The organism is Ulvibacterium sp. (assembly GCF_965248315.1).
In the GTDB taxonomy this organism is placed as follows: Bacteria; Bacteroidota; Bacteroidia; order Flavobacteriales; family Flavobacteriaceae; genus Ulvibacterium.
Genome location: NZ_CBDFIX010000002.1, coordinates 1686882 through 1711072, shown reverse-complemented (window position 1 = coordinate 1711072; position 24191 = coordinate 1686882). Strand labels below are relative to the sequence as shown.

Annotated in this window: 19 protein-coding genes; 8 read left to right on the top strand and 11 right to left on the bottom strand. The window is 41.6% G+C overall.

What is annotated here, in order from left to right:
• Nucleotides 1-123: 123 nt before the first annotated feature.
• Nucleotides 124-3441, top strand: a complete 3318-nt coding sequence (locus ACP2AF_RS08900) for a protein O-mannosyl-transferase family (RefSeq protein WP_425235825.1) — start codon at nucleotides 124-126, stop codon at nucleotides 3439-3441.
• A 160-nt stretch (nucleotides 3442-3601) separates the two neighbouring features.
• Here the strand turns inward: ACP2AF_RS08900 and ACP2AF_RS08895 are convergent, their stop codons facing one another.
• From ACP2AF_RS08895 to ACP2AF_RS08885, 3 genes are all read right to left on the bottom strand, one after another.
• Nucleotides 3602-3898 carry a thioredoxin family protein gene (locus ACP2AF_RS08895; protein ID WP_120712299.1) on the bottom strand — a complete coding sequence of 99 codons (297 nt, stop codon included), beginning with the start codon at nucleotides 3896-3898 and terminating at the stop codon, nucleotides 3602-3604.
• A 93-nt stretch (nucleotides 3899-3991) separates the two neighbouring features.
• Nucleotides 3992-5221: a metallophosphoesterase gene (locus ACP2AF_RS08890; RefSeq protein WP_425235824.1), complete on the bottom strand. Its 1230-nt coding sequence runs from the start codon at nucleotides 5219-5221 to the stop codon at nucleotides 3992-3994.
• Between the two features lie 56 nt (nucleotides 5222-5277).
• On the bottom strand, nucleotides 5278-6000 hold the full coding sequence (locus ACP2AF_RS08885) for a copper homeostasis protein CutC (protein WP_425235823.1): 723 nt from the start codon (nucleotides 5998-6000) through the stop codon (nucleotides 5278-5280).
• 38 nt (nucleotides 6001-6038) lie between these two features.
• On the opposite strand from ACP2AF_RS08885, the gene ACP2AF_RS08880 reads away from it, so the two are divergent.
• From ACP2AF_RS08880 to ACP2AF_RS08870, 3 genes are all read left to right on the top strand, one after another.
• Nucleotides 6039-7034 carry an isoaspartyl peptidase/L-asparaginase family protein gene (locus tag ACP2AF_RS08880; RefSeq protein ID WP_425235822.1) on the top strand — a complete coding sequence of 332 codons (996 nt, stop codon included), beginning with the start codon at nucleotides 6039-6041 and terminating at the stop codon, nucleotides 7032-7034.
• 56 nt (nucleotides 7035-7090) lie between these two features.
• Entirely contained in the window at nucleotides 7091-9928 is a 2838-nt protein-coding gene (gene polA / locus ACP2AF_RS08875) for a DNA polymerase I (protein WP_425235821.1), read from the top strand.
• 136 nt (nucleotides 9929-10064) lie between these two features.
• Nucleotides 10065-10394, top strand: a complete 330-nt coding sequence (locus ACP2AF_RS08870; RefSeq protein WP_425235820.1) for a T9SS type A sorting domain-containing protein — start codon at nucleotides 10065-10067, stop codon at nucleotides 10392-10394.
• An 11-nt stretch (nucleotides 10395-10405) separates the two neighbouring features.
• On the opposite strand, the gene ACP2AF_RS08865 is transcribed toward ACP2AF_RS08870, so the two are convergent.
• The 3 genes from ACP2AF_RS08865 to ACP2AF_RS08855 form a co-directional block, all read right to left on the bottom strand.
• Entirely contained in the window at nucleotides 10406-12820 is a 2415-nt protein-coding gene (locus tag ACP2AF_RS08865; protein ID WP_425235819.1) for a TonB-dependent receptor, read from the bottom strand.
• Between the two features lie 18 nt (nucleotides 12821-12838).
• Entirely contained in the window at nucleotides 12839-13990 is a 1152-nt protein-coding gene (locus ACP2AF_RS08860; RefSeq protein WP_425235818.1) for a DUF4249 domain-containing protein, read from the bottom strand.
• A 177-nt stretch (nucleotides 13991-14167) separates the two neighbouring features.
• A complete protein-coding gene (locus tag ACP2AF_RS08855) occupies nucleotides 14168-14665 on the bottom strand; it encodes a lipocalin family protein (RefSeq protein ID WP_425235817.1) in 498 nt (165 codons plus the stop codon).
• A 316-nt stretch (nucleotides 14666-14981) separates the two neighbouring features.
• Between ACP2AF_RS08855 and rplM the strand changes: the two genes are divergently transcribed.
• The 4 genes from rplM (at nucleotide 14982) to tsf (ending at nucleotide 18181) form a co-directional block, all read left to right on the top strand.
• Nucleotides 14982-15437, top strand: a complete 456-nt coding sequence (gene rplM / locus ACP2AF_RS08850) for a 50S ribosomal protein L13 (RefSeq protein ID WP_282159572.1) — start codon at nucleotides 14982-14984, stop codon at nucleotides 15435-15437.
• A complete protein-coding gene (rpsI, locus tag ACP2AF_RS08845) occupies nucleotides 15437-15823 on the top strand; it encodes a 30S ribosomal protein S9 (protein WP_120712287.1) in 387 nt (128 codons plus the stop codon). Before rplM ends, rpsI begins: the two co-directional genes overlap by 1 nt.
• Nucleotides 15824-16098: 275 nt before the next feature.
• Nucleotides 16099-17289: a 30S ribosomal protein S2 gene (gene rpsB, locus ACP2AF_RS08840; RefSeq protein ID WP_425235816.1), complete on the top strand. Its 1191-nt coding sequence runs from the start codon at nucleotides 16099-16101 to the stop codon at nucleotides 17287-17289.
• Nucleotides 17290-17356: 67 nt separating this feature from the next.
• A complete protein-coding gene (gene tsf, locus ACP2AF_RS08835; protein WP_425238022.1) occupies nucleotides 17357-18181 on the top strand; it encodes a translation elongation factor Ts in 825 nt (274 codons plus the stop codon).
• Between the two features lie 94 nt (nucleotides 18182-18275).
• Here the strand turns inward: tsf and ACP2AF_RS08830 are convergent, their stop codons facing one another.
• The 5 genes from ACP2AF_RS08830 to ACP2AF_RS08810 all read right to left on the bottom strand — a co-directional run bounded on the left by ACP2AF_RS08830 (nucleotide 18276) and on the right by ACP2AF_RS08810 (nucleotide 24070).
• Nucleotides 18276-19088 carry a DUF4097 family beta strand repeat-containing protein gene (locus ACP2AF_RS08830; RefSeq protein WP_425235815.1) on the bottom strand — a complete coding sequence of 271 codons (813 nt, stop codon included), beginning with the start codon at nucleotides 19086-19088 and terminating at the stop codon, nucleotides 18276-18278.
• A gap of 81 nt (nucleotides 19089-19169) precedes the next feature.
• Nucleotides 19170-20036, bottom strand: a complete 867-nt coding sequence (locus ACP2AF_RS08825; RefSeq protein ID WP_425235814.1) for a DUF4097 family beta strand repeat-containing protein — start codon at nucleotides 20034-20036, stop codon at nucleotides 19170-19172.
• 94 nt (nucleotides 20037-20130) lie between these two features.
• Complete coding sequence (locus ACP2AF_RS08820) at nucleotides 20131-20934, bottom strand: HEAT repeat domain-containing protein (protein WP_425235813.1); 804 nt, start codon at nucleotides 20932-20934, stop codon at nucleotides 20131-20133.
• 6 nt (nucleotides 20935-20940) lie between these two features.
• On the bottom strand, nucleotides 20941-21492 hold the full coding sequence (locus tag ACP2AF_RS08815) for an RNA polymerase sigma factor (protein ID WP_425235812.1): 552 nt from the start codon (nucleotides 21490-21492) through the stop codon (nucleotides 20941-20943).
• A 229-nt stretch (nucleotides 21493-21721) separates the two neighbouring features.
• The gene (locus ACP2AF_RS08810) at nucleotides 21722-24070 is read right to left on the bottom strand and encodes a TonB-dependent receptor (RefSeq protein ID WP_425235811.1); all 2349 of its coding nucleotides are present in this window, start codon (nucleotides 24068-24070) and stop codon (nucleotides 21722-21724) included.
• Between the last annotated feature and the right edge of the window lie 121 nt (nucleotides 24071-24191).

The window sequence follows — 24191 nt, the reverse complement described above, 5'->3', positions numbered from 1 at the left end:
TTAGTAAATTCGCCGTTATTGTAGCACTGTATAAAAACATATCCCCCTAAAAGCGGGATTAGTCCAACCCGAGGTTTTGAAGAATGCGTTTTGAAACCAGGGTTTACCAAAACCACGGATTGCATGTTTGCAAAAAACTTCGAAAAATGGGACACCATCCTAGGATGGGTCGTTTTTTTTATTGCCTTTATTACTTACGCTATCACCGTTGAACCTACCAGCAGTTTTTGGGATGCCGGTGAATACATAGCCACATCGGCCAAATTACAGGTGGGGCATCCTCCGGGAGCTCCTTTATTGCAAATGATAGGTGCCTTCTTCGCCATGTTCGCATTTAGTCCGGACCAAGTGGCAAGAATGGTCAATTCCGTTTCCGGTGTCTCCAGTGCTTTTACCATTCTCTTTATGTTTTGGACCATAACCAATCTTACCCAAAAGCTAATCGGAAAAAAAGAACCTCTTACCAACAGCAAGGCGATAGCTATATTGGGAAGTGGGTTGATTGGCTGTCTGACCTTTACATATTCGGATAGTTTTTGGTTCAACGCAGTAGAGACCGAAGTGTACGCGATGGCCAGTTTTATAATGTCGCTTTTGCTTTGGATGGGACTAAAATGGACGGATAACTTGGACAATCCTCGAGGCAATAAATGGCTGGTCTTAATTTCCTTTGTTGTTGGCCTTACTTTTGGCATCCAATTTATGGGCTTTTTGGCCATTCCTTCCATAGGTCTGCTCTATTATTTTAAGAAATACAAGACTACAACGGTAAAGAACTTTTTGATTGCCAATGTCGTGGTCATAGCGATCCTAATGCTGGTTTATAAATTTTCATTGACCTATGTGCTCAAACTCTTTGGCTGGAGCGAGGTCTTTTTCATCAATAGTATTGGATTGCCTTTTAATTCTGGCACTATCATTATGGGGCTTATTTTTATAGCCGCCTTTTATTTTGGCCTTAAGTATACCCGAAAGAACAATTTTAGAATTGCAAATACCATAGTACTGTGCCTCATGTTCTTGTTTCTGGGATTCTCCTCTTGGCTTATGCTGCCCATTCGTGCCAATGCCAATGTGGTCATTAACGAAAATAATCCCGCAGACGCAAGGGCCCTATTGGCATATTACAATAGGGAACAATATCCCGGGGTGGACAGCCCTGTATATGGCACGTATTATTCCGATATTTTTGCTCCTCCAGGAGACGACAAGGATGAAGCTCCAAAATATGAGAAGGATGAAAAATTGGGCAAATATGTTATCGTAAACTATTACAAAGATGCTCTGCAAGGCCCAAACCCTGACCATGTAGGTGTCCTTCCCAGATTGTGGAGTGGGCAGCATGCGGAAAATTATATGCGCTATTTTGGGCCGCTGGACTTTAAGATGACCCAATCCAACGAAGAACTTCGTAAAGCGGTAAATCAAGTAAAGGATGGTTATGCCAATGGCGAAATAGATGCGGAACAGTACATAAGTTTCTTGAAAAGATTTAGCGAATACATTGAGGTACAACCTCCAACGCTATGGCAGAACATTACGTATATGTTGGAGTTCCAGTTCGGCTACATGTATTGGCGTTATTTTATGTGGAACTTCACCGGAAAAACCAACGATGTCCAAGGCAGATATGATGAAAATGGCCGTTGGCTTTCGGGGATTCCCATTGTGGACAGCTGGTTTTTAGGGAGCCAGGATAACCTTCCTAGTGAAGTTTTAGATAATAAGGGACGAAACACGTATTTCTTCCTGCCCTTGATATTGGGAATCATCGGTATCCTATTCCAAATCTCGAAGAACCCCAAGCACTTTTGGGTGCTCTTTATGTTCTTCATGTTTACGGGCATCGCCATTCAATTTTATACCAATCCCTATATCTTTCAACCCAGGGAACGGGATTATTCCTTAGTAGGCTCTTTTTACATTTTCGCACTTTGGATAGGATTGGGCGTGTATGGCCTATTTGATGAATTTAAAAAATGGTTGACCCCAAAGATTTTGGCCCCTCTTGTTGTAATTATATGTCTGCTTGCCGTACCCACGGTTATGGCCATACAAAACTGGGACGACCATGATCGGTCAAATCGCTATACCGCTTGGTCATCGGCCCGAGCCTACCTGGATTCCTGCCAAAAAGATGCCGGGGCCATATTGTTCACCATTGGGGACAATGACACCTTTCCACTATGGTATGCCCAAGAAATTGAAGGTTTTAGAACGGATGTCAGAGTTGTATGTACCAGCCTCTTTGAGACGGATTGGTATGTAGACCAAATGAAGCGCAAAGCGTATGATAGTGAACCTATACCCTCCCAAATAGAACACGATAAATACCGTTGGGGCTCCCGAGACGTACTTTACTTTCAAGGGCTTACGGACAGCAGATGGAACGTAAAGGACTTTATTGATTGGCTGGATAGCGATAAACCTCAGACCAAACTGAAGCATATCCTACAAAAGCAAGGTGCCGATATCGACCAATATTCCGAAAACTTTTTGAGTACGGTCTATTATCCCACAAACAAAATCCGTATTCCGGTAAACAAGAAAAATGCATTGGAAAGTGGATTGGTAAAGGCAAAGGACTCCGCAGCAATAGTGGATTACATAGATATAGACCTGCCGCAAAGTGCCATTACGAAAAAGAGTATGATGATGTTGGACATCATGGCCAACAATGATTGGAAGAGACCTATATACTTTTCCGGTGGAAGCTTTGATGATGCCGAATTCATTTGGATGAAGGATTATCTGCAGTTGGATGGCCTGGCCTATAAATTGGTCCCCATCAAAACGGAACGTAGAAATTCTTTTGAAATGGGGCGCATAGATACCGAACTCATGTACGATGTGGTAACGAATTGGGAATGGGGCAACTCCGGCAGTTCGGATATCTATCATGATACGCAGACGCGTATCCAAGGACTCACTTTTAGAAGCAACCTTGCACGATTAATGGAGGAACTCATAAATGAGGAGAAAATTGACAAGGCCAAGGATATCATTGAAATTGCAATGACGAATTTACCCGTGGATTATTTCGGATACTATACGTTTGTGGAGCCCTTTGTGGATGGGTATTTCAGGGTGGGCGAAACCACCAAGGCGCGGGACCTCTTTAATCAACTAAAAACAAAATATCAGGAGCGTTTGGAGTATTACGCCGGAGTACCTTTGGATCAACAATATGACCATATCGATGATATTATAGCCGATATGGAAGGGTATCGAAGAAATATTGATATTCTTATCTCCAACAACGATAGGGAATTGGCCGAAAAGGAAACATTGATATTCAACGAATACATAGACAAGTTCGCCCATTTTTATAGGGACGATATGCTGGACGAAGGAATGGAAGGTGAAAATGATCCCGATCTTAGGGATACCATGCCCATATCGGACAGTACTTCCGTTGATAGTTTAGAATCTCAAGATTAATGAAAACCATTTCCGCTGCTACAAAAGAAAGTTAATGGACTTTTCTGTGTAAACATAATGAAGCTATTCTATTATCGGGATTACATGTAGCTTGGATTTTAGCCGCCCCAAGGATAGGAAACAAAAAGGTTATTCCACTTTATTCCCGGTATCGATCCACCTAAACGTACTCGTTAAGTATCCCGATGAGCGTATTGGCGTCCTGCTCACCGCTTTGCCGCCAGACCATTTCGCCTTTTTTGTAAATCATTAAAGTAGGTAGCCCCTTAACGCGTAAAGCCTGGGAAAGCTCTTTATTTTTGTCCACATCGATCTTTATTACCTTTCCCTTATCGCCGAGGGCAGCGGCCACATCCCTGAGTACGGGATGCATAGCAGTGGATTGTTCGTTCCACTCGGCATAAAAATCCAAAAGAACCGGAACACTTACGTCTATGAGTTCACCAAATTTAGACATATGTAAATCATTGGGTTATGCGCCAAATGTAGTAAAATTTGTTAAAAAACACTTGGAAACCCTTGTTTTTATAGTAGGGAACGAAGGTTAAAATCATGTTAAGATTTTCTTTTTAAGGGTAATTACTGAAATCTCCGGCCAGATTCCAACTCGGCCCGGATACCCTATAAACCCAAATCCACGATTTACATTGATAAACTGACCCATTTCCTTATAGATTCCAGCCCAATATTTATAGCGCCACTTTACTGGACTCCACTTGACCCATCCCGGTATTTCTATTCCAAATTGCATGCCATGGGTGTGGCCACTGAGTGTTAGGTGATAATGATATTTGTGGGGTATTACTACATCTTCCCAATGTGAGGGGTCGTGACTCAATAAAATCTTAAAATCGTGCTCGGAAATTGTTTGTATAGCCCCGTCCAAGTCGCCAGCTTTTTTGAATGCACCACGGCCCCAATTCTCCACCCCTATGAGTGCAATTTTATCCTTACCCTTTTGTAGATATTTGCTTTCGTTAAGCAAAAGATCAAAACCGATTTCCTTTTGTATTTTTTTTAGCTCTTCCAGATTATCCCTTTTCAGTTCTTCCGTTGGCCATGGTACGTAGTCGCCATAATCATGATTGCCTAAAATGGAATATTTCCCATCCTTTGCCTCAAGTCTTGTAAAGATATCCTTCCAAGGATACAGTTCCTCAGCTTTGTTATTTACCATATCCCCGGTGAAAAAAATTATATCACTGCCCTGTTGGTTGACCAGATCAACGGCATATTCCACCATCGCCTTATTATCAAAACTACCGCTGTGAACATCGGATATTTGTGTAATCTGATAGCCATCAAAAGCATCCGGTAGGTCTTCAAATTCCAAATTGTACTTCAATACCTGATAATTGTACTTCCCCCTATACATTCCGTATAACAAAGCACCGAAGGGTACAGCGGCAATACCCAGGGCAATTAAGCTCAGAAATCGTCTTCTTTCGGGCAAGCTGAACTCTTTTGAGCTTCCAAGAAACTTATGGTACGTGCCGGCCAGCAATCGGAAGATATCCTCCGAAAAAAGGAAAATGATCGTAATGAACTGAAATGTGAGCACGGTAATCAAAAATCCAAAGGCATAACTCTTTGGTCTGCTCAATACCCGTCCCTCGGTCTCTCCCCAGGTAAATTGATATATAAAATTACCGAGCACCAAAATAGAAATGGCTACAAAAAGGTAGTATACCCAAGGAAAACGGGTAACCGTCTTTAAGGCCTGTAAGGTATACAGTCCAAGAACAATATAGATAGCGATAAAAATAATCCAGCGTAGCATTAATCTTTTTTTGCAAAGATATCCCTTACCGTACTCTTAAGCTTATGAATCCGGATTTATTTGGCATCTTCCACAATATGACGAACGATATTCAAATCCGTTACGGTTATTTCATCATCTTTTAATTTTGGGCCCGAATGCATTGGTATATTGGGAGGGTCCTTCAATTTTTTAATGGAAGAGCTAGCGGAAAGATGTATGGCCTTGAAGTTTCTATCTTTAAATTCCCGCAGATTTCCCATTCCAATTCCGCCACCTGGTTGAATGGTACAAGTAGAGGCCCGTTCATTTAGCTCTGTTAATAAATCTATACCCTCCAAAGCGGATTTTTGTTGTCCCGAACTCAGCAAGGTCTGTACGCCCATATTCTCTAATTTTTCCAAGGCTTTCAGTGGATCCACCACCCAATCAAAAGCTCTATGGAATGTAAAATGAATTCCCTCCGAAGCGTTGACCAAAGATTGTGTACGTTTCTCATCCAGAGTAAAATCCTCATGCAAGACCCCGGTAACGATTCCCTCAAAACCTAAATCCCTGCAAAGGGCGATATCCTTTTTTATAATCTCAAATTCCAAATCGGAATAGGTAAAATCGCCGCTTCTGGGTCTTATGAGCACATGAACCGGAATAGAGATACGCTCCCTAACGCTTTTTAGTAACCCATAGGAAGGGGTAATGCCCCCTATTGCCAATTCTGAACAAAGCTCTATCCGGTCCGCTCCCCCCTTTTCCGCGTTCAACGCCGATTGCAAGGAATTTGCACAGATTTCCACCAACATATTTATGTATATTTAGGGCTGTAATTTACCAATAAAACATGCAACGAAGAACCTTCCTTAAAAATTCGGCGGCAGGTACCGCCGGACTCGTTTCCTCATCTGTTTTGGCTTCCTATGGCGAGGCAGACAAGTCATCTATGACATCGCCGCAAAAGACGAAAAGCATTCGTCCTATTGTTATTTGTACCTGGGATTTTCACAATGCTTCGGCCAAGGCCTGGGAAGTCTTAAAAAGTGGAGGCACTTCCTTGGACGCGGTGGAAAAGGGGGTCATGGTAGAGGAGGCCGATTTGGAAAATCAAACCGTTGGCGTTGGTGGACGCCCGGACAGGGATGGAAGGGTTACTCTGGATGCCTGTATCATGGACAAGGATGGTAACTGTGGAGCGGTGCTGTGTATGCAGAACATAGCCCATCCCATTTCCGTTGCCCGTAAGGTTATGGAGGAAACACCGCATGTTATGCTTGCGGGAAAAGGTGCGGAGCAATTTGCCATGGAACAGGGTTTTAAAAAAACCAATCTCCTTACGGAAAAATCAAAACAGGAGTGGATAGAATGGAAAAAAACCTCCAAATATCAGCCCATCATCAATATAGAAAACCATGATACCATAGGGATGTTGGCCATTGATCAAAACGGGAATCTTGCAGGTGCCTGTACTACCAGTGGCATGGCCTATAAATTGGCGGGGCGTGTTGGGGATTCCCCTATTATTGGGGCCGGACTTTTTGTGGACAATGAAGTGGGCGGAGCTACTGCAACGGGTGTCGGTGAAGAGGTGGTACGTACTGTGGGCAGTTTCTTGATCGTAGAACTTATGCGGCAAGGCAAAACGCCCCAAGAGGCATGTGAGGAAGGCGTAAAGCGTATTATTGAAAAAAATAAGACCAAGCTGGACTTTCAAATCGGTTTTATCGCCATTAACAAAAAAGGGGAAACCGGTGGATATTGCATTCAACCCGGCTTTACCTACAGAACGTATTCCAACGAAGGTCATCTAAACAATCCATCTGATTCATATATCACTTCCTAAAACGCATCAAAAGAGGATAATATTTGTAGTTTTATAATTCTTCAAGAACACCTAATATGGCTGAACAAAAACGACTTTTTTTACTGGATGCCTATGCGCTCATCTTTCGTGGTTACTATGCTCTGATCAAGAATCCAAGAATCAATTCGAAAGGAATGGACACCTCTGCCATTATGGGGTTTATGAACTCCCTTTTTGATGTCATTAAAAGGGAGAAACCGGATCATCTGGCGGTATGTTTTGATAAGGATGGGAGTGCCGAGCGTACGGAAATGTTTGCCGATTATAAGGCCAATAGGGATGAGACCCCGGATGCCATAAAGATCGCCGTACCCTATATCCAGGATATTCTGAAGGCCATGCATATTCCCGTAGTGGAACTTTCCGGGTTGGAGGCCGATGACATCATAGGTACCTTGGCCAAACAGGCCGAGAAAGAGGATTATAAGGTTTTTATGGTGACACCGGACAAGGATTTTGGGCAGTTGGTCTCGGAAAATATCTTTATGTATCGCCCTGCCAGAATGGGCAATGGTATAGAAATATGGGGAATTCCCGAGGTGCAAAAGCGCTTTGGGGTAAAACGGCCCGATCAGGTTATCGACTATCTGGGTATGATGGGCGATGCCAGTGACAATATCCCAGGATTGCCAGGCGTAGGTGATAAAACCGCTAAGAAATTTATCCAGGAGTTTGATTCCATGGAAGGGTTATTGGCCAATACCGATAAGCTGAAAGGCAAGATGAAGGAAAAGGTAGAGCAGAATGCCGAATTGGGTATTCTCTCCAAAAAACTGGCCACCATATGCATTACTTGTGATGTTCAATTCGATGCCAAAGATTACCAACTTTCCGTCCCCAATAGTGAAAAGGTGCAGGAGATTTTTGAGGAATTGGAATTCCGAAGGTTAAAAGATCAATTCATAAAAATATTTTCCGGTGAAGTAGAGGAAACACAGACTCAGGTGAGCAGCACGGAAACTGCTAAAAAACAGGCACAACCCGCCGGTAGTGGTCAATTTTCCCTTTTTGGCAACGATGGGGCCAGTCCGGCTGCTACCATCAAGGAGGTCTCTAGCAGAAAAACCGTAAAAGACGTTCCTCATGTCTACCAAAGTGTTGCTCCAGGAATTGCCATGAAACTCTTTCTGCAGAATCTAATGAAACAGGAGGCAGTGTGCTTCGATACTGAAACTACCGGAATCAATTCGTTGACTGCAGAGCTTGTAGGTATCGCATTCTCTTGGGAGCCAAAAAAAGGATTTTATATTCCTTTCCCGGATGATAGGGAAAAAGCCCAGGAAATTATAGAACAATTGCGACCCTTTTTCGAATCGGAAACCATAGAAAAAATTGGACAGAATCTGAAGTACGATATCAAGGTTTTGGACAAGTACAATGTAAAGGTGAACGGTAAGTTTTTCGATACGATGTTGGCGCATTACCTCATCAATCCGGATATGCGCCATAATATGGATGTCCTATCAGAAACCTATCTCAACTACACGCCGGTTTCCATTACGGAACTCATCGGCAAAAAAGGGAAGAACCAATTGAGTATGCGCGATGTGCCATTGGAACAACAGACCGAATATGCCGTGGAGGATGCGGATATTACTTTTCAATTGGCGCAACATTTTCGACCCGAATTGGCAGAAGCCAAAACCGAAGACTTGTTCAATACTATTGAAGTCCCGTTGCTTCGCGTATTGGCTGATATGGAACTGGAAGGTATTAATTTGGACGAGGAATTCCTGAAATCCCTTTCCCAGGATCTCAACAATGATATTGCAACCCTGGAAAGCAAGATTTACGAAGCTTCTGGGGAACAATTCAACATAGCTTCCCCAAAACAATTGGGAGAGATACTTTTCGATAAAATGAAATTGGTGGACAAGCCTAAAAAAACCAAAACTGGACAATATTCCACCTCGGAGGATGTGTTGTCCTATTTGGCCAAGGACCATCAGATTATTCAGGATGTATTGGATTACCGCGGACTTTCCAAATTAAAGAGCACCTATGTGGATGCGCTTCCGGAACAGGTGGAACCCTCTACGGGCAGGGTACATACCGACTATATGCAGACCGTGGCCGCTACGGGTAGATTAAGCAGTAATAATCCCAATCTACAGAATATTCCTATCCGGACGGAGAGAGGACGGGAAGTTCGGAAAGCTTTTATTCCACGGGATGAAAATTATACCTTACTAGCAGCAGATTATTCTCAAATAGAACTTCGTATAATTGCCGCCCTGAGTGAGGAAACTACCATGATCGAAGCCTTTAAAAATGGGGAGGACATCCATGCCTCCACAGCGTCAAAAGTGTTCAATGTACCTTTGGAGGAAGTGACCCGCGAACAACGTGGAAATGCCAAAACCGTAAACTTTGGGATTATTTATGGTGTCTCGGCCTTCGGATTAAGCAACCAAACGGACCTCAGCCGTTCCGAGGCAAAGGAGCTTATAGACACTTATTACAAGACCTATCCCAAATTACGAAACTACATTAGCGATCAAATTGATTTTGCCAGAGAGCATGGGTATGTACAGACCATTTTAGGCAGAAGGCGCTATTTAAAGGATATCAATGGAAGTAATCAAGTGGTACGTGGGGCTGCGGAACGTAATGCTGTGAACGCACCAATACAAGGTAGTGCGGCTGACATCATTAAAATTGCCATGATCAACATCCATCGAAAACTCACCGAGGGGAATTACAAGACCAAGATGCTACTCCAAGTGCATGACGAACTGGTATTTGATGCGTATAAGCCAGAATTGGAAAAATTAAGGCCGCTTATCCAATCCGAGATGGAAAACGCCTATGAACTTGCCGTTCCCTTGGATGTGGAATTGGGTGAAGGAAACAATTGGCTGGAAGCACATTAGAGACGCGGTTAAAATGTTAACATGAGTTAATTATTCCTTTTCGACTATTAAAAATCGATTTTTACAACAATGTTTCTTGTTATGGAACGGATAGGGATATTTTTGCTGCAGTGTTTTGTTTAAGGACACCTTTGCGATGAAAAAACTTCTTCTTATACTTGGTCTACTTTTCGTTACGGCATTGGGTTATTCCCAGGAAGAGAATCGCCAAGGGGTTGAAGCGGCTTCCGAAATAAAATTATTCCCCAATCCGGCGAACAATGTAATCAATGTCCTAGGTCTTGAAAATAGTGCTCGAGCGGATATCTTGATTTCCGACATTTACGGGAATCCGGTACTGCAACATCAATGGAAAATTAAGAACAATGCATTGAGCATACCCGTTGCACATCTTGAAAAAGGGGTATATATGATCGTTATAAACTCACTGGAGCAAAAAGTTCGTACAAAGTTTTACAAACAATAATGTTCCCAGATTTAGTCGAAGACAAAATTGTAGGTAACGGCAAATAAAGGACTGTTAAGTACGGAAAGCTCATAGGTCCCCAAAGGGCTTCCCAGGAATACATCCGCATCCACCCCATCCTGCCTCTGTGCGTAGTATAAGTTTAAAGGATTTCTTCTGCTATATACATTGTAAATGGTAAATGTCCAATCTCCCACCCATCTTCTATTGGGGTTTCTTCCATATTTCACCTTCCATGAGAAATCCAGTCTATGATAGGGCCGTAAACGTGCATTGTTCCTCTCTAAAAAAATGGGCACATTAATATCTTCCAAGGCAAAAACACTATTGGCCACAGTATAGGGTCTTCCACTTTGGGCCGTAAAATTAAAACTCCAAGTATTGTATTTGTCCCCTTCAAAGTTGATGGTACCGTTGAATACATGGGGCCGATCAAAGTCCGAGGGAAACTGTTGGTTGTTATTTACACGATCCGCCAACCTTTCATTGAAAGAACGCAAAAAGCTACGCGACCAAGTGTAATTGAACCAACCATTGAACTTTCCTTTTGGTTTCTTAAAACTGAGCTCCACACCGTAGGCCTCACCTTCCGCTTGAACCACATCCCTTTCTAAAAATTCTTCCAAGAAAAAATCGGCTCCAGGTTTATAGGTCAGGTTGTTCTTTGATTTTCTATAATAGCCTTCCAGTCCTATTTCTATACCACTTTCCTCCAAGCTTTTGTATATACCAAGACCATAGCTATCACTTTGTTGTGGTTCAATGTTAGGGTCGGAGGTTTTCCAACGGGAGGTGGGCAAAGGGGTAGTTGTGTTGTAAATGTTTTGAAGATATTGGTTTAGCCTGGCATAACTGGCCTTGAGCGACATTGTTTCTCCAAGTTTATAATTAATACCAAGTCTTGGGTCCAAACCATTATAGGTTTTTACCCCGGCGCCTTTTTCAAAAAATTGTGTATCCAACAAGGCCCCTGTAATATCATCAAAAGTAGCTTGGGTATAAGGCCCGACAAACACAAAATGATTAAAGCGTAGTCCGGCGGAAATGGTCAAATCTTCGGTAGCATTCCAGTTAACATTGCCAAAGCCGGCAAATTCATAGCTGGTTTCCGATTCCAGGGTAACGGGAATGATGCTATTCCCTGCCCCAGGATCTAAACTTCCTGGATCTATGTTATATCTATTGGCTTGGACACCTCCATAATATTCCAGCTTATCGCTCACGCTCTTGGAATACTCGGAAATAAAACTCAAATAATTGATCTTGGATTCAAATTCGATTTCATTATCACTGTCCCTTTCCGGAAAAATAGTCTTTGGCGTATAATCGCTCACTACAAAAATGTTTCTAAGATTGGACTCGTCCCCAAAAGTGTGTATCCAATTAAGTGTTCCATTCAATGTCTGAAAGTCATATTGATTACTACTTGCATTGATATTTTCAATCTGAGTAATCAAATCCAGTTGATAAAAGTCCTTGCTATAAAATCCTGTAAAGGATATTTGATCGTTCTCCGTAGGTAGGTATAACAGTTTCATGGTGCCATCATAAAAATTGGCCTTGGTATTTTCCAATCGTTCTGAAAAAAGTGGTAGCAAAAAATCGGTAAATCCGGCTCGACCTCCAATATTAAGAAGCAACTTGTCCTTAATAATGGGTGTTTCCACTGATAATCTACTGGATACAATGCCCACGCCACCATTCAACTTAAACTTATCGGTATACGGGTTTTTTACTTTTATATCCAATACGGAGGTGGACCTGCCCCCATAACGGGCTGGAATATTGGCCCTATACAAATCCACGGAAGAAATGGCGTCCGGAGTAAAAACGGAAAAAAGCCCGAACAAATGGGTAGGGTTAAAAACAGGGGCATAGTCATACAAAACCAAATTTTGGTCCAAAGACCCTCCCCGGACCGATATTCCGTTACTTATCTCCCCAGCATTGTTGACACCTGCAAGGAGAGTCATACCCCGTAACACATCAAACTCACCGACAGCCGCAGGTATCTTCTTTAGTTCTTGGGAAGTTAATTTCAAGGCTCCCATTTGAGGGGTTTCGATATTTTCCAAAACTCGCTTGGCCCGTACTACAACTTCCGACAATTGCTCTTCCTCTTCGTACAACTGTATTTGGATAATCCGACTTTGATCAAGTATAACGGTCTGGACATCATCCTTAAACCCTATAAAGGAAATCGTAACTTCATAGGTATTTCCCGGAAGAGTAATGGAAAACCTTCCCGAGGAATTAGTGACTCCTCCGCAGTTACAGGGCCTTATCGAGATTTGGGCATTGTCCATAGGTAGTCCTGTCGCCTGAGCCAATACCTCAAAGGACATGGCATACTCCTGCGACCTAACAAATGAGGCCAAGCATATGGAAAAAAAGAATGTCAAGATAAACTTTAGTTTTACGGACATATTGGTTTTGGTTTGGTATTATTGGTCGATCCATGCTTCTGGACGAATAGCTGTTCTAAATCGAGTTTCGCTACATGGTGCCGAAACAGTGGCCGGAGGAGGCAATGGCGAGCCAAATGTTGGTTCCGTTATTAAGGGTTCCCTTCCTTCCAGAGCTTCTTCCCTTATGAACGTTCTGTCCACAAAAACAGAAGCCACCGAGGTCGCAGCAGCAGTGAATCTACCAAAAACAAACTCTTCACTATCCGCAGGATTGAATATATTGCCTATCAAACCTGCAGGTGGAGGTGCGTTAAGTCCGCTATTGTTGTCAATAAGGTCTTTTAGCACCTTATAATATTCATGTGCCGAAGAGGAAATAACCAGCTGTTGCACCTCGATTACAATATCCTCAGTGGTATATAAGAGGGCATTTCCAATTGAAAAATCGGTTATGGTAAGGCCATTGGAAAACTGGTCCTCAAATATGGGGATACTTTCCGGAAAACGGATACGCCAACAATCTGTAATACAGGGATAGTCGTAATAGGGTTGAAGACCCCCCACGTTTCTGGGAAGAGGTTGGCATTCTCCATCTCGGAAGTAGGATTCCCTACATTTTTCACAAAGATTCAAATTTTCATAACCCCGATAGGTCCAATAATAATAATTGCCCAATTCCGGGGGATCTGTGAAGGAAACTAGAATCTCGTGCCCCGGAACAAACGTACCGCCAAAAATTTCCCTAAACTCCAATTCAGGGTCATACACCGCCCTAACGTTATTTAAGGGTATGGGTTCCAATACTTTTTCAATTTCAGAAGTGTATTCTTTGCCATTGGGCATTTGGATATTCAGTTTCCAGCTTTCTCCAGGATTCACCCTAAAATTATCCGGCGTTACGTAGGCTTCATCAGTTTCCTGCAAGGGAACAATGTCCCCGGTATCCATGTTCTCAAAATTAACTGAGGCATCTTCAACGAAATTGACCACATACACTCCAAATTCAATGGCGGATATACTGATGGTCACAAAAGAAGCTCCCGGTTCTGTGGAAGCAAAACCTTCAATAAAAACGAGGTCTTCCCTAAGCTCAAAATCCGGTGCTATGGGATCTACACAAGTACCGAACAACATAAGGGACAGTACTGAAAAAAAGATAATCCTTAGGCGTTTTACTAGATGATCCATGTAAGAAATTTCTAGAATTGGAATATAAGGTAAAATGAGTAGTGGGGCAATAGCAAAAGTCCGTTTTATCCCAAATTAATCCAAGGAATCTTACTACTTTGCTTAGGGGACGAACCACAAACGGGCGTCGCCAATGGCAACGCCCGTTTGTGGTTTTGAAAAGATATCTGTTGAAAACTAATTCTTCTGAAAAACAGCTTCCGCTCCCGCCAGGTTATCCTCATCAATGATTTCCGCCGAAACGGTTAGTGTATCGCCATATAATTTAATGGTGACCGTATCGCTCATACCATCGTTATCCACAATGGTCAATTGGTCCCCTTCCAAACTCCATGTGGAAGAAGTAATCTCAGCATTTTCCGGGCATTCAATTAAAAGTCCGGTACCTCCAGAATTTACGTCGGTTCCGGTCTGCGTAAAATCCCTGTATTCGGCCTGCATAGTCTGATCACTTTTGAATTCAAACGACAGAATATCACAACCTTGGGAAATGAGAACTTGAATGACTTCATTAGCCAGTTTTATCTCCCCATCGGCATCATCAACAATAAGTTCAGTAAAACTCCACGTTCCTATCAAGGAATTATCGTTTCCTCCATTTTCGCCATCGTTGTCAGAAGAACAGGCTAACAATAGGGTAGCTGAAAGAAAAAGTAATGCTATTCTTGTTTTCATGGGTATTTTTGTTTTCCGTTATAAAAGGTAGTAACGAAAAAAAGAAGGTTATATTTTAGTTAGGAATTGATCCGTATTTAAATAACGACCCTATTCATACCTATTGATGGAAACATATCCGTGTTTATCCCAAAAGGTGAAAAGGTCTTCTCATCCTTTTCACTACCAATTTTAAGATTTCACAAAATGCTATCTGATATAAATCAAAAAATCATAAAAAATACAAAGAATAACGGTTTGCATTTCAAGTTAATAATTGTACATTTGCAGCCCATTTTACAGAATTGAAAGGTTTAATCAATAAAAAATACACGTAGTGGATACATTAAGCTACAAGACAGTTTCTGCGAATAAGGCTACAGTTGACAAGCAGTGGTTATTGATCGATGCGGAAGGGCAAACTTTGGGTCGTTTGGCCTCGGAAGTGGCCAAATTTCTTAGGGGGAAACACAAAACCAATTTTACCCCCCATGTGGATTGTGGTGACAATGTCATAGTCATCAATGCCGAAAAAATACAACTTTCCGGAAATAAATGGGAAGATAAGGTGTATTTGCGCTATACGGGCTATCCAGGAGGTCAGCGATCTACTACGGCCAAGGAATTATTGGAAAAACATCCGGAGCGTATTATTGAGAAATCGGTAAAAGGTATGCTTCCTAAAAATAAATTGGGTGCTGATCTTTTTAGAAACTTAAGGGTTTATGTTGGAGCGGAGCATGGCCAGGAAGCTCAAAAACCCACTGTAGTAAATCTTAATGAAATTAAATAATGGAGACTATTCATAAAATCGGTAGAAGAAAAAAATCCGTTGCACGTGTGTATGTTTCGGAGGGTAAAGGAAATATTACCATAAACCAAAGAGATTTAAACGATTATTTTCCTACCGCTACTTTACAGTACAAAATAAAGCAACCTTTTGCCCTTACCGAGACAGAAGGAAATTATGATGTAAATGTAAATGTGTATGGTGGAGGAATTACCGGGCAAGCCGAAGCTATTCGTTTGGCACTTTCCAGAGCGATGTGTGAAATTGACGAAGAAAACAGAATTGTCCTTAAACCTGAAGGGCTATTGACGCGTGACCCAAGAATGGTGGAACGTAAGAAATTTGGTCAAAAGAAAGCTCGTAAGAAGTTCCAGTTCTCCAAGCGTTAATATTTGTCCTGGATCCAGTTCAGTATCGACTGAATGTTTTCGGACTGTTTAATTGAAATATAAATTTTACAAAAAGACCCTGAAACAAATTTGGGGATAGATAACCAAGTTCATTGAAAGTTAGCGCTCTAGGGCAATAACAATTAAAATCCTTGACTTGCTTTCCATAGCATCAAGGTAAATTAGTTTAGCATCTAAATGCTGGAGGCTTCCGTTTAAATATTCGGATACCACTCTGGTATTGCTAATTCAAAGGAACGTAAACTAATAACAAAATGGCTAAAAAAGTCGAAGTAAAACAATTATTGGAAGCAGGTGTGCATTTTGGGCACCTTACAAGAAAGTGGAATCCGAACATGGCTCCTTATATCTACATGGAGCGCAATGGGATTCACGTCATCAATCTTTACAAAACCGTTGCAAAATTGGATGAGGCCAATGCGGCACTCAAAAAGATTGCGGCCTCTGGTCGTAAAATCCTTTTTGTAGCAACTAAAAAACAGGCTAAGGACATTGTTGCCGAGAAGGTGGCCAATGTAAATATGCCCTATATTACAGAAAGATGGCCAGGAGGAATGTTGACGAACTTTGTCACCATTCGCAAGGCAGTAAAGAAAATGGCTTCCATAGACCGGATGAAAAAGGACGGCACGTTCAATACCTTATCGAAAAAAGAACGTCTGCAGGTGGATCGTCTTCGTGCCAAGTTAGAGAAAAACCTTGGTTCCATTTCGGAAATGACTCGATTACCAGGAGCTCTTTTTGTTGTAGATACCATGCGCGAGCATATAGCTGTTAAGGAGGCTCAAAAATTGAACATTCCTATTTTTGCCATGATCGATACCAACTCCGACCCCAGGGATATTGATTTTGTTATCCCTTCCAATGATGATGCCTCTAAGTCCATTGATATCATCATGACCCATGTGACCAATGCAGTAGCAGAGGGCTTGGCCGAACGAAAGGCAGAAAGACAGTCTGATAAGGAAGGAGCAGGAGAACCAGAAGCTCCCAAAGCCGAAGCAACTAAAGAAAAGACCGTTGAAGAAGCCCCGGAAAATACCAAGGTTGAAGCTGTGGCAGAAGCGGCAATAGAAACAAAAGAAGTTAAGGAAGAAACTCCCGTTGTTGACGAGGCTCATGAGGTCAAGGAAGAAAAAGAAGAACCCAAAAAGGAAGCCGCTGAAACTCCCAGTGAGGAAAAATCCGAGAAGGGAGACGACCTCACTAAAATAGAGGGCATTGGGCCTAAAGCGGCAGAAGCCATCATAAATTCGGGAATAGTATCTTTTGCCGATTTGGCAAAAGCCAAGTCCGATAAAATAAAGGAGATTTTGACCGAAGCCAGTTCGCGTATGGCCCACTTAGATCCGACCTCTTGGCCAAAGCAGGCCAAAATGGCGGCCGATGGTAAATGGGACGAGCTTAAAGAATGGCAGGATAAGGTAAAAGCCGGAGTAGAATAAAAATCAAACACTTAGTAAAATAATCCAATTGGGAAATGTAATTTCCTAAAAAACATAAGAAATAATGATGGTAAAAGTTACCGCAGCAGACGTAAACAAATTAAGAAAGATGACCGGTTCCGGCATGATGGATTGTAAAAATGCTCTTGTGGAAGCCGAAGGCGATTTTGAAAAAGCCATTGAAATCCTACGTAAGAAGGGACAAAAAGTGGCGGCCAAAAGGGCCGACAGGGAGTCCTCCGAGGGTGCGGCTATAGCCAAGGTAAATACCGACAATACCTCCGGTGTTATCATTTCATTGAATTGTGAAACCGATTTTGTAGCGAAGAACGACAGCTTTGTTACCTTGGCCAATGAATTGGCCGAATTGGCACTTGGATTTGACACGAAAGAGGATTTTCTTTCCGCAGATTTCAAAGGAAATACAGTTCAGGATAAATTAACGGAACAGACCGGTGTTATTGGGGAAAAAATAGAAATTGGTGGTTTTGAAAAATTGAACGCCCCATTCGTTGGATCATATATCCATGCCGGTAATAAAATCGCTACTTTGGCAGGACTTTCCGCCGCTGTAGAAGGCTCTGCCGTAGCCGCAAAGGACGTTGCCATGCAAGCGGCGGCAATGAATCCTGTGGCATTGAACGAAGAAGGTGTGGATCAGTCCGTAATAGACAAGGAAATTGAGATAGCCAAAGATCAATTGCGCCAAGAAGGCAAACCAGAAGCCATGTTGGACAATATCGCCAAAGGGAAACTAAAACGTTTCTTTAAGGATAATACTCTGGTAAATCAAGCTTTTATCAAGGACAGCAAACAAAGTGTGGCACAGTACATAAAATCCGTCGATGCCAATTTGGAAGTTACCGGGTTCCAACGTGTTGCCCTAGGGTAATTTAAAGCATAAAACCAATTCTTATGAAGACGCCCCGGCAGTTTTGTCGGGGCGTCTTTGTATCAAAACTTATTGCTTAAGAAATGTACTGGAGCTAGTTAGATCTTATAATAATATCTCCATTAAAGGTTTTAAAAAGCATTTCCGGGCCACCACCATTTAGCTGTCCACGTACCCATTGTTCAATCTGCACTTTGTAGGTACTTGATGATTCGTCGGTTTTGGAAACCGCCTTTTGTTTATCGGTGACCATTTCAAAATCCGTGTAGATATCGCCCTGTTCAGATTTTAGTTTAAGGTCGCTCTTTATTGAATTTGGAAAGGTAACGTCCAAGTCCCCATTAAGACTACTAAAGGCCATATTCACATTTGGTGTAACCGAGACGAAGCCTACTTTTATATCCCCATTGACTGTATCGGCTAAAGCAGATCCACTAACACTCTCAAGAGTTATTTCACCATTTACGTTACTGATCTCCATTTCACCGCTAACTCCTTTTACGTTAATGTTTCCCTGGTTAACGGTACCTAGTTTCAATGAGAAGTTCTTAGGCACCTTAATTTCAAGATTGGTGGCCCTATCCCATTGTTCATTAATAATCCGAACCACATTGTTCTTTTCCTCGGCACTTATTTTTAAGGAACTATTTTGAATCCGCCTTAGGCCACTCTTTTCTTTCTTCTCCTTGTAGTGCTCCTTTTTATTACCGAACGAGGCCTTAACAACTACCTCATTCCCCTCGTAGGCCAGAACATCTATTGACCCTGCCAATTGCTCTACAATCAATTTTCCAGGACTGTTGGCATCACTTAATGGTACTGAAAACAATTCCACACTCTCCTCTTGAGCATTGATCAATAAGGGTAACATGAGCATTGATACGATTAATAATCCGATATTTTTCATTTCTCTATTTTTTAATTTTTTAAACATTTCTATCTGTTAGAATCAGACACTGTAATACACTAATGGGAATCGCTATTCCTTTTATATTTTTTTAATAATTACATCCCCGTTCAAGGTCTCAAAATCGAAGGACAAACCACCCTCCCCTACCCGTACTATAGGTTTGGACTCGTACTTATATTTAACATTCCTTTCCCCGGTCTTGTTTTTGATAGTCCTGGAAAACTGTTTGGCAATATCAAAATCTGTAAACAGTTCTCCATTCATGCTTTTGAAAGCGATATCTGCCGATAAATTCCTTTGATAGGTAATGTTGATATCCCCATTAAGCGAATAATAAGTCGATGCAACTTTTGGATTATCCGCATAGGAAATATTCACTTTTCCATTGATACAATGCACTTTGGTCTCCCCTGTAATGTTCATAAGCTCAATTCCTCCATTTATATTATGGGCCTCTATATAATCACCGTTGGTGTTTTTTACCAAAACCTCCCCGTTATTGATCGCACCGACCTTTAGCCTACTGTTTTTAGGCATTTTCACCTTGAAGTTCAAGGTATGCTCATAAGGAGACTCCTCCCAATGTTGACAGTTTTTGGAGGTAAACCGACCATCTTTGTAATGCATATTGGGCGAATCTGGATAAACGACAAGCTTATTGCCCTCTTGGAAGACTTTTACCCCGATTTCCTTTTTTCCTAGTTCAAGATCTGTTGCGGTACTAGCGGCTACGATTTTTTCCACCTCCAAAAGCACCCTATCACCGTCATATCCTTCAACCGATATGGAACCATTGAGGTTCTGAACCTCAAGCATTCTGTCCCCGCCTGCATTCGTATAGGACAGTTCTTTCTTAATGATTTCACTAAATTCTTTTTTCTGTGCCTTTGCACATTGTATCATAAAAGAACCTACTAACATGGCACATACTACTACTCTTTTCATTTGTCTAAGTTTTAACTGTTCGTGATTTGGTGCCGAAACAGGTTCAGCACTTATTGATGAATAAACTCCTCGTATTATGTATTTGATATCAACTCTAGATGATTGAATTGATTGATGTTTCCAACTTTTGTTTCACAGACTGATCCAATTCCTGTGTACGCATTAACGTCTTAAAAGACTCTATGGATTTCTTCTCTTGAAGGGCTACCATTAGACTTGCCAAAGTCACTTGGACTATTGGGGAATCTTGCTTTACTATGGACTGCACCAAGCCCTCTCTTACTGTTGGGTGATCCAAATAATTGGTCAGCGATTCTATCGCGGCCAGACGTACATTTACATTGGAATCGCTATTCAACGTTTGCAATAGGGCCTTGATAACCGTTTCATCTACTTCTTTGATCTTGGTAGCTTCGTTTATGCCCTGTAAGCGTTCATTGGCTGATGGCTGTTTCAATAGGGTCAATACCAATTGTTGCCTTACCTCCTCTGCCTCGGAGTTGTCGGTCACCGTCGTTTTTACAACTTCTGAAGGGCGATCCGAATTCAAAAAATACCCCAGATTTAGTCCTAATACCAATAACAATACTCCGTAGGCTATTTGTGGTCTCCAAAGAACCGTTGCAATTTTTGAGAACAAGGAAGGTACACTTTGCTTTGATTTTTCCGATTTCCCGATTTCGTTTTGGAGCATGTCAAAAAAACGTTTATCCATAGCCTCGGATGGTTCAGGGACGGATGTAATATCTACTTGACTCCAAGTCCGTTGCATCTCTTTAAACTGTTTTTGATATTCCTGATGGTCTTGTAAAAACCGTTCAAATTCCTTTTTCCCTTCCACATCCAAAGTATCGGAGAGGTATTCCATCATCCATATGTCGAATCTTTCCTGTTCCATAACTTATTACATTTCCAGTTGTAGAAAAATTGTTCTTAAATCCTTTAGTGCCCTATGAGCCTTTACTTTGGCAGCGCCCTCGCTACATCCTAAAATTTCCCCTATTTCGCTAAATTTCATTCCTTTGTATTTGCTCAGTATCAAAACTTCCCTTTTTTCAGGTGTCAACAGCTGCATAGCGCGATTCAATTGTGAAATTTTATCCTTTCCCTCCATTTTGCTTTCCAACCCTTGTTCGTCCTCTAATCTATATTCTAACGATGTAAGTCCGGTTTGGTTAGCTTCCTTTTTATGCTTTCTGTAATGGTCGTAGTTTATATTTCTTGCCGTTCTGAACATCCAGGCCGCAAAAGAGCCTTCTCCGGTAAATGTATGCCTGTACCTCAGCATCCTTATAAATACGTTCTGTACCAAGTCCTCACTAATGGATGGATTTCCGTTCATATTGTAAAAAAAGCCGAACAACCTTTTTTTATGTCGTTCGTACAACAGACCCAATTTATCCAGGTCCCCTGATTTTACTTTTAGCATTAATGCGTTATCGGTCAGTTGCTGCATGCTTTATCTAGGTCTTCAGAAGGGTAAACCGATGTTTTTTGAAAAGGTTACAAAAAAGTTCAAATTTCTTTTAAGGTACTCCTTTTAATCAAAAGAAAACGACCCTTGTTAAGGCCCGGTCTAGGAGACAAAACACTAATGAATACTAGATGTTGTAAAATAACCCTTCGCAAATTTAAGGTGTCATTTTAACGACTCTTTTTAGAAAGTGATAGGATAATCGGGTTTGCTAAAACTCTATCCTGTAGTTGATAAAGGGAATCAATTCAAGTTGCAGATCGGTTTCCAGTTGCCCTGTATTGGGATTAAAAAAAGCTGTGTCAACATTTTGTCTGTTGGTAACGTTTTGAATATCCAGAGAAATTCTATGGGCAGCTTTGGGCCTGTTTAGGCGATAATAAATACTGGCATCCAACCGGAAGTAGCTATCCAGTTCAACCGTATTTCTAAGACTTTGCTCCAAACGGATTTCCCCGGTCTCCTCAAAAAATTCTTGATCTATGGGTGTGGCCCTTTTTCCACCATTTACAAGTATCCTTGCATTGAGGCCAATAGTGTTGTTTTGTTTCTTACCCACAGTAAATTCCTTTCCACCCACCAAATTGAAGGTATAGTTATAGTTATAGGCACTATCATACCAATTGCCATCCGAAGCCCTATATTTTGTATCATATAAGGATGCCGTGGTCAAAAAATAATATTGACGTGAAAAGAATTTCTCAAAAGTGAACTCAATGCCATAATTTCGCCCATCACCAGTATCCGTCAATTCAACGGGAATAAATTGTCCATTTAGGTATGACGCGGTAAAGTTAGGATCTCTGGATACTGCTACCTTATTCAGGTCTTGATAGTATACTTCAACTTTTATATGTCCATTTTTAATGATTCGCCAATCGTGCCCAATGATGTAATGAACGGCCTGCATTAAATCCAAGTCCGTATTCGGGGTTCGAAACCCGGTTCCTTCAGGAATGTTAATAAAATATTGATTGAGTGGCATTCTTCTTGAATGTATTCCGAAACCTGCACTCAGGGTATGATTGGGATTTACGTTCCATTGGAGGCCCAACCTGGGCTCTACGACAAAGTCCTTATTGACCCAAAAATAGGTGCCATGAAGACCAAAAGTGGTGGAGAAATTCGTTGTAAAACGATATTTCCCCTGCACATAGGCCTGCGCCATAGTACCACTACCTTCTTCCCTAACCAAATCCCTACTTTGATCGTTAAAGGTTTCCGTGGTCAACACATCATAGTTCAAAAAACTTAAAATAGCTCCGGAATTTAAGGTTGTTTTAGCGCTCACCTTTTTGGTGTAGTCCGCAATTAAACGGAAGGCATTGTTGCGAAGAATATCACTTTCCTCAAAAAAATCACTTGTATCGGTATTTCGTGATTCAAATACATAATCACTGGCATTTCCGGAATATGAAAGCCTTGTTTCCAATTTGTCATTATTCTTGAAGAAATGTGAAATTGTTAACCCGGACATATAGGTTTTGGACTTAAAAATCTCCTCACTTGAAAAGTTGTCGTTTATTTCAGGATCCTCATCCTCATCACTAATTCCACCGATTCCCCAAATAGAAAGATTGGTCCTTGAACCCAAAGGAAAATTCAATTTCATGGAAATATCTTGAAAAGTAGGGGTACTTCCAGGGGTAACATCGGTAATTTGATTTAGCAAAGCAATCGTGGAATAGCGATAATTGACCAAATAAGACCCTCTGTAACCCTTGCTAAATGGACCTTCTGCGGTAAGGTCCGCACCCAATACCCCAAATTGAAAGGCATACTCCCCCTTTTCACTGTTCCCGTTTCTTAAATTGATATCAAAAACACCGGAAAGCGCATTTCCATAAGTTGCTGGAAAGGCGCCCGTAAAGAAGTCCGATTTTCCCAACATACTTGTACTAACCAAACTCACATTGCCCGGAGAGTATCCTTCCTCCGAAAAGTGATTGGGTTCCGGCACCTCAATACCCTCAATCCGCCATAACAGTTGATTGGGAGCGTTTCCCCTAATAATAATCTCATTACTGGAATCATCCGAGTTGGTCACCCCGGCAAACGATAGGGCCATACGTCCCGGATCGCTAACACTTGCGGGAAAACGTTTGGTCTCCTCCACGCTAAAAGAACGTGCGCTTACCGTAGCCAGTTTGTTGTTCGGTGCGCTGTTGTCCGTGGGAGCAATAAGTACAACCTCATCCAGTTGATTTAACGCTTCGGTCAGATATATATTCAATTCCACTTCTTTAGCGGAACCAATAAGAATTTCAGATGCAACAAAATCCTCATATCCCAAGAAAGTAAATTGAAATGAGGCACGACCCACCGGAATTCCCTCCAGTCTAAAAAATCCCTGTTCGTCCGTTACCGCTCCTTTCGGTGGATTACTGTTCAAAACTACTATATCCGCACCTAGTAAAGGAGCCTCAGTCTCGGCATCCAAAATCCTGCCCTTTACTGTTTGTGTAAGCGTTTGGGCAGAGCTTAACGAAATGGAGAATACTACAATCAAAAAGGTATAGTTGCTTTTTTTGTAAATGTTTGCCAAAACTAGCTTAAGCATCCCCAAATCTACTTTTTATTAAATATAATCTGCACCGGAAGATATTCACATACTAAAGACATCAAAAATTGGTATGGGTTGCATGCAGAAACCAATAAAACCAAAACGTCACCTAATGGGT

What these genes read in the sequence shown, in the direction of transcription:
- ACP2AF_RS08885 (WP_425235823.1), bottom strand. Translation starts at nt 6,000, where the DNA reads ATGTTGGTGGAAATCTGTGCAAATTCCTTGCAATCGGCGTTGAACGCG.
- ACP2AF_RS08820 (WP_425235813.1), bottom strand. Translation starts at nt 20,934, where the DNA reads ATGGAACAGGAAAGATTCGACATATGGATGATGGAATACCTCTCCGAT.
- ACP2AF_RS08815 (WP_425235812.1), bottom strand. Translation starts at nt 21,492, where the DNA reads ATGCAGCAACTGACCGATAACGCATTAATGCTAAAAGTAAAATCAGGG.
- rpsB (WP_425235816.1), top strand. Translation starts at nt 16,099, where the DNA reads ATGGCTAAAAAAGTCGAAGTAAAACAATTATTGGAAGCAGGTGTGCAT.
- tsf (WP_425238022.1), top strand. Translation starts at nt 17,357, where the DNA reads ATGGTAAAAGTTACCGCAGCAGACGTAAACAAATTAAGAAAGATGACC.
- ACP2AF_RS08870 (WP_425235820.1), top strand. Translation starts at nt 10,065, where the DNA reads ATGAAAAAACTTCTTCTTATACTTGGTCTACTTTTCGTTACGGCATTG.
- polA (WP_425235821.1), top strand. Translation starts at nt 7,091, where the DNA reads ATGGCTGAACAAAAACGACTTTTTTTACTGGATGCCTATGCGCTCATC.
- ACP2AF_RS08880 (WP_425235822.1), top strand. Translation starts at nt 6,039, where the DNA reads ATGCAACGAAGAACCTTCCTTAAAAATTCGGCGGCAGGTACCGCCGGA.
- ACP2AF_RS08890 (WP_425235824.1), bottom strand. Translation starts at nt 5,221, where the DNA reads ATGCTACGCTGGATTATTTTTATCGCTATCTATATTGTTCTTGGACTG.
- ACP2AF_RS08860 (WP_425235818.1), bottom strand. Translation starts at nt 13,990, where the DNA reads ATGGATCATCTAGTAAAACGCCTAAGGATTATCTTTTTTTCAGTACTG.
- rpsI (WP_120712287.1), top strand. Translation starts at nt 15,437, where the DNA reads ATGGAGACTATTCATAAAATCGGTAGAAGAAAAAAATCCGTTGCACGT.
- ACP2AF_RS08810 (WP_425235811.1), bottom strand. Translation starts at nt 24,070, where the DNA reads ATGCTTAAGCTAGTTTTGGCAAACATTTACAAAAAAAGCAACTATACC.
- ACP2AF_RS08855 (WP_425235817.1), bottom strand. Translation starts at nt 14,665, where the DNA reads ATGAAAACAAGAATAGCATTACTTTTTCTTTCAGCTACCCTATTGTTA.
- ACP2AF_RS08900 (WP_425235825.1), top strand. Translation starts at nt 124, where the DNA reads ATGTTTGCAAAAAACTTCGAAAAATGGGACACCATCCTAGGATGGGTC.
- ACP2AF_RS08825 (WP_425235814.1), bottom strand. Translation starts at nt 20,036, where the DNA reads ATGAAAAGAGTAGTAGTATGTGCCATGTTAGTAGGTTCTTTTATGATA.
- ACP2AF_RS08830 (WP_425235815.1), bottom strand. Translation starts at nt 19,088, where the DNA reads ATGAAAAATATCGGATTATTAATCGTATCAATGCTCATGTTACCCTTA.
- ACP2AF_RS08895 (WP_120712299.1), bottom strand. Translation starts at nt 3,898, where the DNA reads ATGTCTAAATTTGGTGAACTCATAGACGTAAGTGTTCCGGTTCTTTTG.
- ACP2AF_RS08865 (WP_425235819.1), bottom strand. Translation starts at nt 12,820, where the DNA reads ATGTCCGTAAAACTAAAGTTTATCTTGACATTCTTTTTTTCCATATGC.